The sequence below is a fragment of the Roseovarius sp. TE539 genome (assembly GCF_003298505.1).
GTDB lineage: Bacteria > Pseudomonadota > Alphaproteobacteria > Rhodobacterales > Rhodobacteraceae > Roseovarius.
Window position 1 is genome coordinate 13,418 of record NZ_QNGB01000036.1, and the last position, 16,315, is coordinate 29,732.

A 16,315-nucleotide genomic window follows, 5' to 3' on the forward strand; every position below is an offset into this window, starting at 1 on the left:
GGCTCCCGCACTGTTCCGCAGCCCGGAGTAGGGCTGCGTCAGGGCCATTTCCGGAACAGCTGCGCCCGTGATGCGGGATCGCTTGCAGTATAGATTCTGGCGGCGGACCGGCGTGGCTGTGGTGAGCATGTTGAACAATGGTGGATCCTATATTCTTATATATCGTCTACACAGGGATCACGCTTATCAAGCAATCGATTAAGCATGCGCCGGTTCGCTGCGACCGCATCGCTTGCGGCAAAACTGTCCTCGGCGAACCGGCGGGCCGCGGTGCGCATGGCCTGGCGCTGTTGGGCACTGGCTCGGGCCATCTCCTCGATGGCGGCGGAAAACAGCTCGGGCCGGGCCAGCGGCAGATCCCACCCGGCCCCGGCGGCTTGCAGCCCGCGCCAGGGCGTGGTGTCGGCGATCAGTGCAGGCAGGCCGGCACCGAGCGCCTCGTTGATCGCATGGCCGAAATTCTCGCCCATCGTAGGTAAGAAAAAGAGATCGTGCGCAGCCAGTGTCGATGCGACCCGGTCGTGCGGAAGGGCTCCGTGCGCGGTCACGGTGACACTATCGGGCATCCGGCAGATCCGGGCTTGCAGCCGTGTCCAGTAGTCCGGATCCACCATCGGCCCGTAAACGTCGAGGACGACCGGCACCGAGGCCTTGGCCAGAACGTCGAGCGCGAACTCTAGGTTCTTGACCGGAGAAATGCGCCCCACAAACGCGATCCGCAGCTTGCCGAGGCTGGCGGGTGGTTTTACATCGGGCAGGTCCGGCAACAATCGCACATTCGGCGCCTGCAGGATCCCCCGGCAGGCCAACCCGCTGGCCTCGATGTCCTGCCGCTCGTGGTCTGCGGTTGCATGCAACCAGATATCGCGGGTCAGCCCGGCCAGCCGCACCCCACGTTGGTAGAGACGCTTCTTGCCCGGTTTGAGCGATAGCGCCCCCTGCGCGAACTCCCCCCGGGGCGACAGGATGGTTGGTTTGCGTGGGATCAGGCCCAGCTTGCGCAAGACCAGCGCCGGAATGGTGAATTCGCGGTCGTGAAAGCCGTTCAGGAAAAGAAGGTCGTGCGGCGTGTCGCGCAGCAGCTGCAACAATCCGCGTGCCCCAAAACGACCGATTGCCAGTTGCGCCCGGGGCACCAAATCGCCGGTCTGCCAGTCGACGGAGGTAGTGCCGGTCCCGTCCCGCGCCACGACGCGGATATCGAAATCACCCTGCAACCCCGTCGCGAAGGCCCGGAAGCTCTGGCTTGGTCCGGTGGCTTCATTGCCCGGCCAGTAGCAACCCAAAAGCGACAGAATCCGGGGGCAGCTTGCGCGGTTCATTTGCGGCGCCGATGCTCGGCTCTTGTATGGTTGTCGTAGGCGGCACCAAGGCGGCGCATTTCGTAGAGCTTGTCCTCTCGCATGCGGAAAACCGTGGCCCGCAGCCGCGACCAGATCAGGCCCGGCCGCCCGCTGCGCCAGGCCCCCAGCAAGAGCCAGCAATAGAGGAACATCAGCACATGGCGAAACGGGATGTGCCGATAGGCGCGCTTCAGCGACATCCGCCGCTCCAGCGCGGTGCCCAGCAGGCGTGGCGTGGCGGCCAGGGCGCGGCCCTCGAAGGCGGTGCGTGCCTCCGCCGTGGAATAGCGGTTCTGCTTGTCAAACCAGTGATGCAGGTCGGGACTGTCGTGATGTTCCAGAATGCCCGTCAGGTGGCCGATCTTCCCATCGACAAGAGGGTGTTCGTTGACCAGCACATCTGAGAACTGGCAGGTTCCAGTGCGCCACAATCGCAGAATGCGCTGCTTTACCGGCATGGCTGCGCCCATGAACCACAGACGACGATCCAGTGTATATCCGTCGCATGAGGGCGCGGCCAACGCCGATCGAATGGCGGTGGTCAGCTCTGGAGTGATGCGTTCGTCGGGATCCAGTTTCATAGTCCATGGGCTAGTGATCGGCAATTCCTTCATGGCGAAATTCCATTGGTCCCCAAATCCAGTGAATTTGCGCTGCACGACATGCACGTCAAACTCTTCGGCGATGGACACAGTGTCATCGCTGCTGAAACTGTCGACGAGAAAAACCTCCTGCGCTAAGGAACTGATGTTTTCCAATACAGCTCGCATATTGTGGGTTTCATTGAGCGATATCATAACTATGGCCAAGGGTGCCGTGGATTGTACCGGCGCATCGGTCATATCGGTTTAGCTGCTTCCAGTAGCAATGTATGCGGGCAGTCCATGTCGCTTTCATGTTCTTGTTCAAGGGCATCCGCGAACAACTCAGGGTATCCGGAATCCACAATTGGCTTGCGCAGGGTGACATCGACAAAGCCTGCGTCTTCAAGCAACTCTCGTAGAAAAGACTCTGTCAGGATAGTTAAATGCTCGCGTCCGCAGAAAATGAAATTCTCGAACCGACCACCGATACTCCGACGATCCTCCGGGAAATGCGAGAACCATGATTTGTCGTTCTCGACAAACTTGCGAATTGCAGAATCACCGTTGGGTCCACCGACACGGTATATGCCTCCTGCCTCCAAGCATCGAAAGATATCGTGAAAATGTGCACGAATATTAGGCAGGTGCTCAACGACGTGGTGGGAATAGACTGCATGAAGCGAATTGTCGAGAAATGGCAGTTCGTATCGGAGATCTGTCCACACGTCGCATTTTCCCGTAAACATATTGGCATCGACATTTATCCAACCTGGCAGATACCGCTTTCGCCCAGGGCCAAGATGCGCCTTGGCCCCCGATCTCGGCGCACGCATTGCTCTATACAGTGCGCCGTTTATCCGCATCATGGGGGCGGCAATAACGAAGAAAGACGCTTTGGCAGTTCGTGAAAGCATGAGCCTAAGTCTCCTTTGCGTGACGTGCCACTTTTAAGTGACTGATAAACGGCATTTTTGGTGAGAATCTATTTTGGAAATATCGATTATGCATACGTATTCGATCCATCGAAACTGCCCCGATTTACAGTAAACCAAACCAGCGCGTGGCGATGCACCAGCGCATAGTTGGACTGAAAAAACCGATCCAGTTCTGGGTGCCAGCTCTCGAACAGGGTCAGCCCAGTTTCATCGACGCGGACGACGTCATAAGGCAATCCCTCGACAAGCTCAAAGACGTCCTTCAGAAACGCGTGACCGAAGACCCAGCGATGATTGTATTCGAATTGCAGCACGTCGATGCGCTCGTCCCGCAGCAGCGCCTTTGCGCCTTTTAGCACCTTGGAGTCGTGGCCTTCGGTGTCGCATTTCGCCAGGTGAATGTGCTCGATGCCCTCAGACCCGCAGAATGCGTCGAGCGTGGTCAGCTCGATTAAGATAACATGTTCTGGTGAGCGGGCATCGGCGGCGTGATGCAGACTGTTCGTGCCGGCCCCGTCGGCAAAGACCCCGATCTCAGCCTGACCCGGGCTCTCGGACATGGCCAGGGGATGGACCTGCACGATCTCGTTGCCCGGCAATCTGGTGATGCGGTCACGGAACATTGCAGCCGTGGCCGGCACCGGTTCGAAGGCATGCAGTATCACGTGATCGGAGCCGCGCCGTGCAGCCGGCAACCCGCTCAGGAAGGTCTCGGTCCACTCTCCCTGGTTGGCACCGATGTCCATGACCGTCAGTGTCTCCTCGGCGGGCACGTTAGCGATCACACATTGCTGCAGATGCGCTTCACCATTGCGGGCAATGTCACCCCTTCGCTCTTCGCCTCGCGCCCGCATGTACAGGCTGCGCCCAAGACGCCAGCCCAGCCGGGTCATTCTGGGAAATCGGTTCATTTCAACTCCTGACGCGATGGATGCGGCGGTACGCATCTAAACGGTAGCAAAGGACACAGTGCCGCCCTGACGCAGCGCCTCCTCGATGGCGAAGGTGGCCTCGGTTACCGCCACCAGCTCGGCCAGTGGGATCGGGGCGCTGCCGCCGGTGCGTGTCGCCTCGAAGAAGGCCTTTACCATGGTTTTCTGGCCCTTGTCCTGATTGCCCTTGGTGGTAGTGGCCTTACCGCCCGTTGTGATGGTGAGACGGGTGAAATCCTCCATCTGCACCACGGTGCCCGCGCTGAACACCTCGAGATATTCCTTGGGCACCGCAGGGTCGCCTACGGAGGAATAGAGGATCGTACCAGTCGAGCCGTCGGCGAACCGCAGCAGAATCGAGACGGCATCGTCCCGGTCGCGCAGCGCCATCGCCTGGGCCTCGATGGGCAGGCTCCCGGCCAGATGCGCCAAGGTGTCAACGAAATGACAGACCTCGCCCACGATGCGACCGCCACCCTCGCCGCGCTGTATCCAACTGTCGGACGGGATCTCTCCAGCATTGACGCGGTAAAGCATCAACTTCGGGCCCGCCGCTTTGTTCAGCGCAGCCTTGGCGTCACGGATCATCGGCGCGAAACGACGGTTGAAGCCGACCGTTAGTAGGCCAGGGCTGGCCTCTGCCGTCGCGATGACCTGGTCGAGTTCCTCCAAGGTCAGAGCCAGCGGCTTTTCGACAAAGACATTTTTACCCGCCTCAAGTGCGCGCTGTGTATAATTCGCATGGCTGTCATGCCGTGTCGCGATGAAGATCGTATCGGTATCGTCCGCTTCAAAGATTGTCTCGGGATCTGTCGCTACGCTGGCAAACCCATATTTTTCCCCTGCATTGTCGGCGCTCAACCCTGTCGAGGTCGCCACGCGGGTCAGTGTCATGCCGTCCAGGCCCTTCAAGGCAGGCAGCAGCATCGCCTTGGCGTAATTGCCCAGCCCGACGAAGCCGATTCCACCCGTTGCCTGAGCTACTTTTTTCTGGAATTCCCGACGTATAGGCTCTTTCGGCTGCTCCGGATACTCCAGAATTATGGCCAGGTGTGGCTTGCCTTGCCCCATGAACTCATAAGCATCTTCAGCCTCGGCGATGGAGAAGCGATGGGTCACCAGGCGCTCCGGCGTGACCCGCCCCTCCGCTACCAGTTGCAGAAAGGCCTCCATGTTTCGCTGTTCGGTCCAACGCACGTAAGACAGGGGGTAATCATGACCCGCCAGTTCGTAATCCGGGTCGTGGCGACCAGGGCCGTACGACATGGACAGCTTCAGATCCAGCTCGCGCTTGTAGAAGACGTCGCGCTCCAGCGTCATGCCAACCAAACCGACGACGACCACTCGGCCTTTAAGGCGGCTGATCTCACCAGCCTGGTTAAGCGGGTCACTGGACTTAGTTGAGGCTGTCAGAACGACCGCGTCCGCGCCAACGCCTCTGGTGAACGTGGCGACTGCGTCCTCAAACCCAGTGCTTACGGCGACGTCCGCTCCCAACTCCTTTGCAAGCTCGGCGCGTTCGGCATTTGGATCAAATCCCAACACCTGACACCCGTTTGCCTTGAGAAGCTGGACCGTCAGCAACCCGATGAGCCCCAGCCCCATGACCACGAACCGTTCGCCGAGTGTCGGCGTTGCCTGTCGCACGCCCTGTAATGCAATGGCGCCAAGGGTTACAAAGCTTGCCTGCTCGTCGCTGACCCCATCCGGAATGCGTGCGCAGAGGTTCTTGGGCACGGCATTTATTTCCGCATGGTTGGCCATTGCTGCACCGGCACACGCCACCCGATCGCCTGGCATGAAGCCTGACACATCTCGCCCAACTTCCAATACAGTTCCGGCGAGCGAGTAACCCAGCGGGATCGGCTGATCGAGCTTGGCAAAAACTTTCGCGGCAGTGGCGCGCACTCCGTCCCGCTTTGCGGTGCGCAATACCTGTCGCACAAGGTCAGGCCGCGCCATGGCCTTTCCCGCGAGCGAGGACTTGGCCAGGTCCATCAACTGTTTCTCTGTGCCCGAGGAAATGAGGGAGGTCTGTGTCGCCACCAGCAAGCCACCACGTCCGGCACGTGGTGCAGGTACCTCAGCCACTCTCAGTCGACCCGTACGATAATTCTGTTCGACTTGCTTCATCGCCTATGATCTCTCAACATGCCTTGGCAAAGTAAATGTGTGTCTCTGCGCCGCTGCGGGCATCGGTGATGTTTGCTGCCAAACGCGTAGTAGACTGTTCTTTGCCCATATCCGGCCACCATACAGCAGTTTCAGCTACGATCTGCGAAGTCGACGTGAGAATAAGTGTCGGCGCACCGCGTGGGCAGAGCAAAAACATGCCGTCTTTTACCTGTTCAACCGCAACCTCGGGGTGCAGCAGGAAACCGATCCGCGCGGTAATGGGCAAACCGGCCTCGAGCAGGTCTCTGATCACTATACCGTCGGCGTACACCTTGATGCGTCGGTGGTGCTCGGGGGAACCTTGCAAGTGGGTATAGCCGTCATGTTGACCTTCCAACACTACGCCTTTAGCATTCTCGGCCCATTCCTTTAAAAGAACTCTGGGACGCCGGCCCATACGAAAAGCACCAAAAAACTCGGCTTGATCACTATCTGCTACTGCAAGTGTGTTATGCGACCGGGTAGCGCGTGAGAGGGCACGCTTTCGTCCAGATACATATTCGAAAACCCCCTGATCGACGATTACACGCTGTTGGCCGCTAGAGAGCTCGAAACTTAAGACGTCACCGTGACCATGGGCGGGCAAAGCATCTGGTGCAATGGGTCCGCAGTCGGCAATTAGTGTCAGGCGGTCATCGCGCCATCCAAAATATCCAGCATCACGGAATGCGAAGGCGCGCCGAGGCTTTGGGCGCTCAAATCCCAGCTCTACAAAAGCGTCAAGACAGACGCTTGGTGTGTATGCCATGGTGAGGCCCGCGTCGTTGAATTGAGCACAAAAGCCATCCGGGTGAGCAAGATCGGCGGTCGCTTGCGCCATGCCGGAGAGCGCTGCGTCAAGAGCTGGTAGCTGGTCGGGGATCGCTACGCGACACTCCAGAAGGTCGACGAAAACTTGAGCGTGATAAGATGGCGAGCGCTCATAATGGACGCCATCGGATAAAATCTGTCTCTCAAGTTCCCGCACAAGCATGCGCCGTCCGAGCCTTTGCCAGTACAGCGCCTGTGTGCCCTCAAACGCAGCGCCTGCCCACAGCAAAGCTTTGATGTTTTTTACGAGATGGTTTCCGCCGATGTCGGTTTCCAGATGTCGTTCCAACCACCCAACCTGTCGGGCCAGGCTATCGGTCATACGCTCCAGCAGCGCCGGTTCTAGCCGATCTTTGCGTGCTGAGAGCTGTTGCAACCAGACAACTATCCGGATCGACAGTGCGTATGAATTCCAACTATCACGCCAAGCCCCTGGATGCAGGGTGGCATTTTTAGTAAGCCACTGGTCCACAAGGTTTGCGAACAAACCGTCATCGACCTCTTCCAGGTATTCCATGTAGGCCATGTTCATGCGCAATAGTTGATTTTCCGCGCCTGAACCTGGTGCGGTCCAGTCTATACGCCCATCTTCAAAACGCATCTCCCGGCCGATGAACCGGAAGACTAAACCGTTACCTTCTTGACGTAACATCCCATCGCGGGCCAGCATGAGCGGCTTAGGCAGTTCTTGGCGCAGCTTTACCGCTGGCCGCGAAGGCTCCCGCGCACCCAACATGTCGCTTGCTCTATGCTTCGTCACCAACCAAACACGCCGGGCGAGCTGGCGAGGCGGTACGTTTCGACCAAAGGCCAGGGCCCGGGAAAGTTGGCTCACTGAGCCACCTCTTTGAGCAGGCGCAAGTAGCGCGCTGCCTGTTTGGAACGATCATAGTTCTCTCTTGCGTGAGCAAGCCCGTTTGCGCCGAACTTTGCACGTTTGTTTGGCTCGATGACCAATTTCCGAACGGCGTTTGCCAGTTCTCGCGCATTCTCTGGAGTTATTGCCAGCCCGGCACCAGCTTCTTCGAGAAGCGCTTGCGCCTCCCCTTCAACTCCAAGAACGATTGGACACTCCATGGCCATGGCCTCAAACATCTTAGATGGCAATACCGATTTGAAGGTGTCAGATTTTTTAAGGACTATCAGAGATATATCGGTGGCTGACCAAACCTCGGGCATTTCGTCTCTAGGTAACTGGCCGGCGATATGCAGGTTGACCAGACCCAACTCTTCGGCGCGCGTTTCGAGCCACGTACGTTCGGCTCCATCCCCCACGAGCAGAAAACCTATATCCGGCTCGTCAGCAAGCAATGCGGCTGCGTCGAGCACTGTGTCCAGCCCATGCGCCATACCGTGGGTGCCAACATACGCAGCTACAATTCGTCCCTCTAGCCCAAAGCGCGCTTTGGTAGCTTCGCCGTCTTTACCCTTGTGAAATAAATCGAGATTAACCCCGTTTTTTATTACAATAACGTCGTCGCGCCCGCGTCGCTTCATAATGTGCGGCACAAAGCTGTCTGTTACCGATACCACTCGGTCAGCCTGACGGTAAGCTTGCCGCTCAAGCCATTCAAGAAACTTGATTGATTTCCCTTTTTTCATGGCACCGACTGAAACGATGCTTTCAGGCCATAGATCGCGAACCTCAAATACCCAAGGGACACGCCGCATCCAGCGCGCGCCAAGGCCAGCGAGGCCACAAAAAAATTGCGGTGATGTGGATATGATCACATCAGGCCGATCAATTCTTGGTACAGCCATGAGCCCTGTGATCATGTAGCTCAAATAATTTCCAATACGTCGGGCAAAGCCCGCGTTGGGAGCGAGAAATGTCCAAACCCGTACGACTTCAACGCCGTCCAGCATATGGCTTTGGAAAAATTTGTTCTTATAGCCAGGATAAAGCACTCCGCTAGGATGATTCGGCGCTGACGTGATGACGGTTACCCGGTGGCCTTCCGCGACCCAAGCCTTAGCGAGTTCTGAAATGCGCGCCGCAGGCGCATTTACCTCAGGTGGGTAATAATGACAGAAAATAAGTATATGCATCTGTTCAGGAAAGAGACTTAATATATGAGTAAATTACAGTGGCAATACGCTGAGCAGCGTGCCCATCCCAAAGCTCAGGTGTTCGACTGTGTTTTGTCTTGTCTTTCGAAACAGAGCCAAGAGCTTGCGCCAGCAAGTCGGGTGAGGCGCCGACCAATGTGTTTGTTCCATCCTTGATCGTGATGGGTCGTTCAGTATTCTCACGAACAGTCAAACAAGGAATACCCAGCGCCGTAGTTTCTTCTTGCAAGCCGCCAGAGTCCGTCACGACCAGCGATGCCCCCTTGGTTGCGCCCAGCATTGCGAAGTAATCCAAAGGTGGAACTACGTGAAAACCCGGGCCATTGATTTTATCGTTGAGCGAAGCTGCATCTATACGAGCCCGTGTACGAGGATGCAGCGTAAACACGATCGGCATGCGTTTGGCGAAGTCAGATAGAACGTCAAGTAGACCCGACAGCTGACTCGAGTTATCAACGTTTGTTGGCCTGTGCAGCGTTACCAAAGCATATTCCGTGGAAATGCTATGTACAATGTCTTGATCAAACCCGCGCTTTGAGAGCGTTTCTGCAATTGGAACCGCCTGTTTCAGATTGGAAAGAAGAGAGTCAATCATGACGTTGCCAACGAAGTGAATTGCCTCTGATGATATGCCCTCACGTTCGAGCTGCTCACCGGCGGCACGCTCGGTCGTGAGCAGCAAATCAGAAATGCGATCGGTAACGAGCCGATTAATTTCCTCGGGCATATCTCGATCAAAGCTGCGAAGTCCTGCTTCAACATGCGCAACAGGTATGCGCATCTTCGCCGCAACAAGCGCTGCGGCAACAGTAGAGTTTACATCGCCCACAACGAGCACCAAGTCTGGTGAATTGGCCAAAAACTCATTTTCCAGCCCAATCATAACCTGAGCGGTTTGAGTGGTCTGCGTGCCTGACCCTACTCCCAGATTTAAGTCAGGTTCGGGTAGACCAAGCTGCTGAAAAAAAACAGCGTTCATCTCGACATCATAGTGCTGTCCAGTGTGGATGAGTCGAGCATCAAAGTCGCCGTGCACTTCAAATGCGGCCAGAATTGGTGCCATCTTCATGAAATTTGGGCGCGCACCTACGATGCAGGTGACACGGACAGGAGTTTTATTCGTCATGAAGGTTCGGTCCAGTTCAGGCCAGAGCGATGTTATTCGACCAAACGCCAGCCTTGCGACAAGCGTTGCGAGTGTCGACTATTAGCAGGGCATGTTTCACCAAGTTTTCATAATCGACAGTGTCATGGTCGGTGACGATGAGTACCGCATCGTGGTCAGCGGTCAGATCGAAACGCCAGGTTTCGCTTTCCCGACCGGTCATCTCGGGATGCTCCCGAGTTTTGGGAATCTTTGGGACGAAAGGGTCATAAAACGACACTTGGGCGCCGCGACGCTCAAGAATCTCCATGATCTTGAGGGCGGGGCTTTCCCGCATGTCGTCCACATTCTTCTTGTACGCAATGCCACCGATTAGAATTCGTGACCCGTTCAGACCCTTGCCGACCCGGGCGTCAAGTTCCTGTACCAGTCGTTCCACAACCCGGTAAGGCATGGAAGTATTAATTTCTCCCGCCAGTTCAATGAAGCGTGTTGCGATATCATACTCTTTTGCTTTCCAGGTGAGATAGAATGGGTCAATTGGAATGCAGTGCCCACCCAAACCCGGTCCCGGGTAGAAGGGCATAAAACCGAACGGTTTTGTTTTCGCCGCATCAATCACCTCCCAGATGTCGACATCCATCGCTTCGGAGATGACCTTCATCTCATTTACTAGTGCGATGTTGACGGAACGAAATATGTTTTCTGTCAACTTTACCATTTCGGCGGTGCGCGTATCAGACACCATCACTACAGTATCAATAAATATTGAGTAAAAGTCTTCCGCTGCGGTCCGCGCACTTTCTGTGTCTGCGCCTACTACTTTAGGAATTGTTGAAGTAGAATATATCGCATTCCCTGGGTCTTCGCGCTCCGGGCTGAAGGCAAGAAAAAAATCCTCGCCGGATTTAAGCCCTTTGGCCTCAAGAATGGGAAGCATTACTTCTTCCGTGGTACCTGGGTATGTTGTGCTTTCCAAGATTACCAGCTGGCCTGGACGCAGACGCTCGGCAATTTTCTCTGTAGTATCTATAAGATATGTGAGATCTGGCTCTTTATGTCTGGTCAGCGGAGTAGGTACACAGATTACAAGAACATCGGGTTCGGCGAGCCTATCAAAGTTTGTAGTGGCAGAAAAACGACTACTGTTTTTCATGTCTTCGACCGAACTATTCTCAATATGTTTGAGGTAACTGCGGCCTTCCTCCAACGCACTTGGTTTGTCTGGATCGACATCAAAGCCAATCGTAGTGAGGCCTTTGAATACCGCAGCAATGCAGAATGGCAAGCCCACATAGCCTAGCCCGATGACACCGACCACGGCGTCTCGTTTTGATAACAACTCTTGCAGATTCTTGGGATGAGGTTTGTCAGCCATTTGGCGCTCCGTTCAGTCTTTTAAATGGCGCATGGAAATCCAAACAAAGCCTGCACAATACAGTCCGTGGTATGGTGCATAATGAGAGTGCATCTATTCGATTGAATAGTGGTGTGGCAGTCAATCGGCACCCAACTCGAACCCCCGATAACGCAAACCCTCAAGTCGCGAAGAGGTCGGCGTGATATCGCAAAAGATCATTCCGAAAAGTGGATACCGGTTTTTGGATCAAATGATCGATTACGAAAAGTGTGATGACCAAAATGCAAACGCCTCGTTGTCACTTTGCCCAGTTCGCGAGACGCAGCCCGCTGACGCGGATGAACTCGCTTTCATTGTTGGTGACGAGGCACATGCCCCTGGAGCGGGCATGACCCGCAATCATGACATCGAACGGTCCAATCGGATTTCCAGCCGCAGCAAGCTCGGCTCGGATCTGCCCGGCATGTTCGGCAGCGCTGAGGCCGAAGTCCAAAAGCTCGATGCGCCCAAGCAGACCCTCGATGACGTCAAGATTGCGGCGAACGGCGTGTGACTTGTGCGCACCGTAGAGAAGCTCCATGGCCGTGATGCTTGATGCACAGATCTCGCCGTCATGCGCCTCGAACTGGTGCCGAACCATATCAGGTTTGTTCTTGACGGTGTATATCAGGATATTTGTATCCAGCATGTACCGCAGCATCAGAGCTCTGCACGCTCCTGGTCTGCCGGCTGCTCACGATCCGTCATGAAATCGCTGCTGACATCCTCACCGTCGAACCATGCCGCCCAGCTTTGCCCGGAGGGTGTGATGACCCAGCTTCGGCCGCGGCGCTGAATATCCACACTCGTGACGCCGTCAGGCAGGCGCACCGACTTCGGGAAACGGACGGCTTGCGTCTTGTTCGTCATAAACACCGATCCACGTTCCATGCCACACCTCCCGCTTGCGACTCCGCGCGCCCTGACCGCTCGTACATACACCTAGTATACACTAAAATGATCGTCAACCTGCGCAACCTGGTAGAGTGCACCTCGCCGACGCCCGCGACCGATGCACGCGTGGTCAAATGCCCGATGAGATGACCCATCGATAACCCAAAGTGCCGTCGGGCGCTTTAAATCACGCCATTTCACGCCAACGCGCTTTCAATGTCGGTTTTGGAAAAATCGTCCCCAACGAAGAGCAATGGCGCGCCCAAAGACCGGGCGGACACATAGGAAAAACAGTCGCCAAAATTCAAAGCCGCGGGATGAATGCCCTTCCCCCAAGTGGAATAGGCATCTGACACATGACGCGCGGTCTCGCCGGTGACCGGGTCAACAATGAACGCCAGGCCATCCACCAGATCGTCCAGTTCGGACGCAAAGCCCCGCCGCCCCGCAACGATGCGGGCCTCGGCGAGGGTCGCCGCCGAGATCCGGACGTCCGAGGCACCTTCCAGGACGCCGGTGACTGCGTCCGCTTCCGGTTCGCCCAGAAGCAAGGACATCAGGGCCGAGGTGTCGACGACAATCACTGGGGAAGGCCGTCATCGCCATACAGAAAATCCTGACTGCGTGCCGCGGATGTCCCTTCAGGCACCTTGCGTGCCGCGCTTTCACGCACACCGGCAATGACGGATTTGCGATCGTCGGCCCCGGGCACATTCCGCACAGCAACAAGCTGCACGACGTCGTGGCCGTGGCGAGTCAAGATCACCTCCTCGCCAGCTTCCGCCCGCTTGATGAGCTCCGTCAGTTTTGCCTTCGCTTTCGTTACTGTGAGATGCATGCCAAACCCTCCACGCCGAAAAATAGTCCAATCAATGGTCCATTTCAAGTAAGTGCTTCGACAAGCGCCTGTTGACACCAAAGATCATTCCCCAGAGTGGACCCCGGTTTTTGGACCGAGTTAATGGATATCGCAAAGAGGTGGACCAAAGACGCCGGCCAGACCATCGCAGGTTCAATCTGTTCAAGACGCCCGGCCCGATTCAAATGCCCGATAAGATGACCCTCAAGTCGCGACGCGGTCGGCGTGATAACGCAAAAACTGGCCTCGCATCCCGCGGATCCGCGACAAACGGCTCTGATCCGGATTGCCGATGGGATCTCTACCCCGCCAGGCGTTCAGCGATCCACATCCTGATCAACGCCTGCCGGGTTACACCGAGCTTTTGGGCCTGCCGGTCAAGCTCATCGATACCCCAGCTGGGAAAATCCACGGTGACCCTTTTGGCCTCAACATTGAGACGGCGCGCCTTGGCCCAATCGACCTCGGCGGAGATGTCTTCCCCCGCATCGAAGCGTTCGTCGAAGTCAGTCGCCTTCATAGTGGTCAATCTCCTGGTCTCCCGCATTGAGATGCGCCGCGCCCGTCCTTTACGATCTGTGTCTATCATCCTGGCCGGCGCCCCGTTCCGCGATGGATGACGCGCCCCCGTCACGCCGTCCAATCCTCAAGATTTCGCCCGCCGACGCGGGCAAACGCGCGCGGATTGGTGGTGACGAGAGACGGACCCGCGCGCGGGCATGACCGGAAATCATGACATCTACCGTGACCTCACTCCACCGTCACCGATTTCGCGAGGTTGCGCGGCTGGTCGACATCCGTGCCCTTCTCCACCGCGACAAAATAGGCCAGAAGCTGGGCCACCACCGCGTAGGCGAAGACCGAGCCGATCCCTGTTGTCTCTGGCAGGCGCAAATCGCAGTCGTCCCCCGGCCCGATGCGGATCACATCCGCCCCCCGCGCAGCCACCTCGGTGATGTTCGAGGCGGTTTTCTCTTTGAGACTGTCCAGATTCTCGAAGACGACCACCGGCGTGCCGGGCTCGATCAGCGCAATGGGTCCGTGCTTGAGCTCGCCGGCCGCATAGGCCTCGGCGTGAATGTAGGAAATCTCCTTCATCTTGAGGGCCGCTTCCCGGGCAAGAGGCCAGTTTTCCCCGCGTCCAAGAAAGTAAACATCCCGCTGCGGCGCCAGCCGGCGGGCGATGGCCCGGATCGGCTCGGCCAGATCAAGCATGCCCGCAACACAGCCGGGAACCGACGCGATATGCTCCACATGTTTTTCCACATCATGCCGTGACAACACGTCACGAGCGTGCCCCACCTTCAGGGCCATCACCAGAAGTGCCAGGGCCTGGCCGGTAAAGGCCTTTGTGGACGCCACGCCGATTTCGGGGCCGGCCGCGATATCGATCACCGCCTCGGCCGCGCGGGCAATCGAGCTGGTGGTCACGTTGACCACGGCCAGCCGGGCCGCAACCTTGCCGGACAGCGCGGTGAGCGCCGAAAACGTATCGGCGGTCTCGCCCGACTGGCTGACCACGATGACCAGCTCGCGCCCCGAGAGCGGACGGTTGCGATAGCGGTATTCGCTGGCGATCTCGACCTCGCAGGGCAGCCGCGCGAGGTCCTCGATCCAGTAGCTGGCAAGATGACACGCGTAATGCGCAGTGCCGCAGGCCAGCAGCACGACCCTGTCCACCGCTGCCAGATCGATCTCGTCGGCCATGGCCCGGAGCGTGCCGGTGGCCGGATCGACAGACCGATGCAGAAGACGTTCGAGGCTTTCGGGCTGCTCCTCGATTTCCTTGCGCATGTAATGCGGCCATGGGCCCTTGTCGGGCAGGAACTCCCGGGGCGCGATCGTGACCACGTCGCGCACCACCTCCCGACCCCCGCGGTCGAAGATCGACACGTGATCGGGGCGGAGGATGGCCCAGTCTCCATCCTCCAGATAGCTCAGCTGGTCGGTGAAGGGCGCCAGCGCCAGGGCGTCCGAGCCCAGGAACATTTCCGCGGTGCCATTCGCCGCCGGGTGGCCGTGGCCGATCGCGAGCGGCGAGCCCTGGCGCGCGGCGAACATCAGGTCCGGATACCCCTCGAACACCACCGCGAGCGCATAGCTCCCGTCGAGATCGCGCAGCAACTGCAGAAAGGCCTCGTCAAGGGTGCGGGATTTTCCCAGCAGGTGATCGAGCCAGGCCGCGGCCACCTCGGTGTCGGTCTCCGAGCGCAGGTGCGCCCCCTGCCCCTCCAGGGTCGCACGCAGCGCGGCGTGGTTCTCGATGATGCCGTTATGCACAAGCGTCACGCTGCCGGCTCGATGGGGATGGGCGTTGCTCTCGGTGGCGCCGCCATGGGTGGCCCAGCGGGTATGCCCGATCCCGACGCGGCCACCGGGCCGGTCGCCGGCGATCAGGGCCTCGAGATTGCACAGTTTGCCCACCGCGCGGCGCACATGGGTGGCGCCCTCCGCGCAGACGGCGATGCCGGCGCTGTCATAGCCGCGGTATTCCAGCCGCGCCAGCCCGTCCAGCAGCCGATCGGCCACCGGTGTCTGTCCAAGGATCCCGATTATCCCGCACATGCGCCCGGTCCTTTCGATATCTTCAAAATCGGTCTTTCAAATGATCCTGCCGGCGGGGGGCTCCCCCCAGGCCGCGGCCGCGAGGGCCGCAGATCGCTGCTTCACGAAAATGGCATGGGTTGAATGATTTCATGGCTCTGCCGGCCCGTGGCGGTCACTGCGTGCCCCGGCCTGCCAGGATCAGCGCGTCGAGATAGGCCTGCAGATCGTCGCGCAGGTCCGGGCGGGCCAGCGCGAAGGCCACCGTCGCCTGCAGGAACCCGGCCTTGGAGCCGCAATCGAAGCGCTGGCCGCGAAAGCGGAAGCCATAGACCTCCTCGCCATCGTCACGGGCGTCCGCGATGGCATCGGTCAACTGGATCTCGCCACCGGCGCCGGTCTTTTTCTGGTTCAGTTTCTGCAGCACCCGTGGCGTGAGAATGTAGCGCCCGATCACCGCGAGGTTCGACGGCGCGCTGCCCGGTTCGGGCTTTTCCACCATCCCCTGCGTGGACACGATCGACCCCATGTCCTCCTTCACGTCGAGAATACCGTAGCTCGACGCGGTCTCGTCCGGGACCTCCATCGCGGCGACGATGTTGCCCTGCGTTTCCGCGAACGCCTCCACCATCTGCTCAAGGCAGGGCTTTTCCGCCGCGATCACG

General features: G+C 58.1%; 16 protein-coding genes. All 16 read right to left on the reverse strand.

Translation table 11 applies throughout. The features are described from left to right. Positions 1-155: 155 nt before the first annotated feature. Positions 156-1,322 (reverse strand): glycosyltransferase family 4 protein, encoded by a 1,167-nt coding sequence (locus tag DQW77_RS16115; protein ID WP_113259247.1) that lies wholly within the window; start codon positions 1,320-1,322, stop codon positions 156-158. After that, complete coding sequence (locus DQW77_RS16120) at positions 1,319-2,185, reverse strand: glycosyltransferase family 2 protein (protein WP_113259248.1); 867 nt, start codon at positions 2,183-2,185, stop codon at positions 1,319-1,321. Before DQW77_RS16120 ends, DQW77_RS16115 begins: the two co-directional genes overlap by 4 nt. After that, complete coding sequence (locus DQW77_RS16125) at positions 2,182-2,841, reverse strand: methyltransferase domain-containing protein (RefSeq protein WP_113259249.1); 660 nt, start codon at positions 2,839-2,841, stop codon at positions 2,182-2,184. Before DQW77_RS16125 ends, DQW77_RS16120 begins: the two co-directional genes overlap by 4 nt. Positions 2,842-2,927: 86 nt before the next feature. Further along, the gene (locus DQW77_RS16130) at positions 2,928-3,773 is read right to left on the reverse strand and encodes an FkbM family methyltransferase (RefSeq protein WP_181711310.1); all 846 of its coding nucleotides are present in this window, start codon (positions 3,771-3,773) and stop codon (positions 2,928-2,930) included. 36 nt (positions 3,774-3,809) lie between these two features. Further along, positions 3,810-5,792 carry a bi-domain-containing oxidoreductase gene (locus DQW77_RS16135; protein WP_258523888.1) on the reverse strand — a complete coding sequence of 661 codons (1,983 nt, stop codon included), beginning with the start codon at positions 5,790-5,792 and terminating at the stop codon, positions 3,810-3,812. A gap of 148 nt (positions 5,793-5,940) precedes the next feature. Further along, a complete protein-coding gene (locus DQW77_RS16140; RefSeq protein WP_147095000.1) occupies positions 5,941-7,614 on the reverse strand; it encodes a heparinase II/III family protein in 1,674 nt (557 codons plus the stop codon). After that, positions 7,611-8,828, reverse strand: a complete 1,218-nt coding sequence (locus DQW77_RS16145) for a glycosyltransferase family 4 protein (protein WP_113259253.1) — start codon at positions 8,826-8,828, stop codon at positions 7,611-7,613. Before DQW77_RS16145 ends, DQW77_RS16140 begins: the two co-directional genes overlap by 4 nt. A 4-nt stretch (positions 8,829-8,832) precedes the next feature. Then, positions 8,833-9,975, reverse strand: coding sequence for a non-hydrolyzing UDP-N-acetylglucosamine 2-epimerase (gene wecB / locus DQW77_RS16150; protein ID WP_113259254.1), 1,143 nt, complete (start codon positions 9,973-9,975; stop codon positions 8,833-8,835). 16 nt (positions 9,976-9,991) lie between these two features. After that, on the reverse strand, positions 9,992-11,332 hold the full coding sequence (locus DQW77_RS16155; RefSeq protein ID WP_113259255.1) for a nucleotide sugar dehydrogenase: 1,341 nt from the start codon (positions 11,330-11,332) through the stop codon (positions 9,992-9,994). A gap of 280 nt (positions 11,333-11,612) precedes the next feature. Next, entirely contained in the window at positions 11,613-12,002 is a 390-nt protein-coding gene (vapC, locus tag DQW77_RS16160; RefSeq protein WP_309301325.1) for a tRNA(fMet)-specific endonuclease VapC, read from the reverse strand. A gap of 11 nt (positions 12,003-12,013) precedes the next feature. Continuing rightward, positions 12,014-12,244, reverse strand: a complete 231-nt coding sequence (gene vapB, locus DQW77_RS16165; RefSeq protein ID WP_113259257.1) for a type II toxin-antitoxin system VapB family antitoxin — start codon at positions 12,242-12,244, stop codon at positions 12,014-12,016. A 200-nt stretch (positions 12,245-12,444) separates the two neighbouring features. Then, positions 12,445-12,831: a type II toxin-antitoxin system VapC family toxin gene (locus DQW77_RS16170; protein WP_113259258.1), complete on the reverse strand. Its 387-nt coding sequence runs from the start codon at positions 12,829-12,831 to the stop codon at positions 12,445-12,447. Then, positions 12,828-13,133, reverse strand: coding sequence for a type II toxin-antitoxin system Phd/YefM family antitoxin (locus DQW77_RS16175; RefSeq protein WP_258523889.1), 306 nt, complete (start codon positions 13,131-13,133; stop codon positions 12,828-12,830). Before DQW77_RS16175 ends, DQW77_RS16170 begins: the two co-directional genes overlap by 4 nt. A gap of 274 nt (positions 13,134-13,407) precedes the next feature. Continuing rightward, on the reverse strand, positions 13,408-13,626 hold the full coding sequence (brnA, locus tag DQW77_RS16180) for a type II toxin-antitoxin system BrnA family antitoxin (protein WP_113259260.1): 219 nt from the start codon (positions 13,624-13,626) through the stop codon (positions 13,408-13,410). Positions 13,627-13,856: 230 nt separating this feature from the next. Further along, a complete protein-coding gene (gene glmS / locus DQW77_RS16185) occupies positions 13,857-15,671 on the reverse strand; it encodes a glutamine--fructose-6-phosphate transaminase (isomerizing) (RefSeq protein ID WP_113259261.1) in 1,815 nt (604 codons plus the stop codon). Between the two features lie 154 nt (positions 15,672-15,825). After that, a partial coding sequence (locus DQW77_RS16190) for a sugar phosphate nucleotidyltransferase (protein WP_258523890.1) occupies positions 15,826-16,315 on the reverse strand: 490 nt, incomplete at its 5' end.

What these genes read in the sequence shown, in the direction of transcription:
- DQW77_RS16115 (WP_113259247.1), bottom strand. Translation starts at nt 1,322, where the DNA reads ATGAACCGCGCAAGCTGCCCCCGGATTCTGTCGCTTTTGGGTTGCTAC.
- DQW77_RS16145 (WP_113259253.1), bottom strand. Translation starts at nt 8,828, where the DNA reads ATGCATATACTTATTTTCTGTCATTATTACCCACCTGAGGTAAATGCG.
- DQW77_RS16155 (WP_113259255.1), bottom strand. Translation starts at nt 11,332, where the DNA reads ATGGCTGACAAACCTCATCCCAAGAATCTGCAAGAGTTGTTATCAAAA.
- DQW77_RS16135 (WP_258523888.1), bottom strand. Translation starts at nt 5,792, where the DNA reads ATGGACCTGGCCAAGTCCTCGCTCGCGGGAAAGGCCATGGCGCGGCCT.
- wecB (WP_113259254.1), bottom strand. Translation starts at nt 9,975, where the DNA reads ATGACGAATAAAACTCCTGTCCGTGTCACCTGCATCGTAGGTGCGCGC.
- vapB (WP_113259257.1), bottom strand. Translation starts at nt 12,244, where the DNA reads ATGGAACGTGGATCGGTGTTTATGACGAACAAGACGCAAGCCGTCCGT.
- brnA (WP_113259260.1), bottom strand. Translation starts at nt 13,626, where the DNA reads ATGAAGGCGACTGACTTCGACGAACGCTTCGATGCGGGGGAAGACATC.
- DQW77_RS16130 (WP_181711310.1), bottom strand. Translation starts at nt 3,773, where the DNA reads ATGAACCGATTTCCCAGAATGACCCGGCTGGGCTGGCGTCTTGGGCGC.
- DQW77_RS16120 (WP_113259248.1), bottom strand. Translation starts at nt 2,185, where the DNA reads ATGACCGATGCGCCGGTACAATCCACGGCACCCTTGGCCATAGTTATG.
- vapC (WP_309301325.1), bottom strand. Translation starts at nt 12,002, where the DNA reads ATGCTGGATACAAATATCCTGATATACACCGTCAAGAACAAACCTGAT.
- glmS (WP_113259261.1), bottom strand. Translation starts at nt 15,671, where the DNA reads ATGTGCGGGATAATCGGGATCCTTGGACAGACACCGGTGGCCGATCGG.
- DQW77_RS16125 (WP_113259249.1), bottom strand. Translation starts at nt 2,841, where the DNA reads ATGCTTTCACGAACTGCCAAAGCGTCTTTCTTCGTTATTGCCGCCCCC.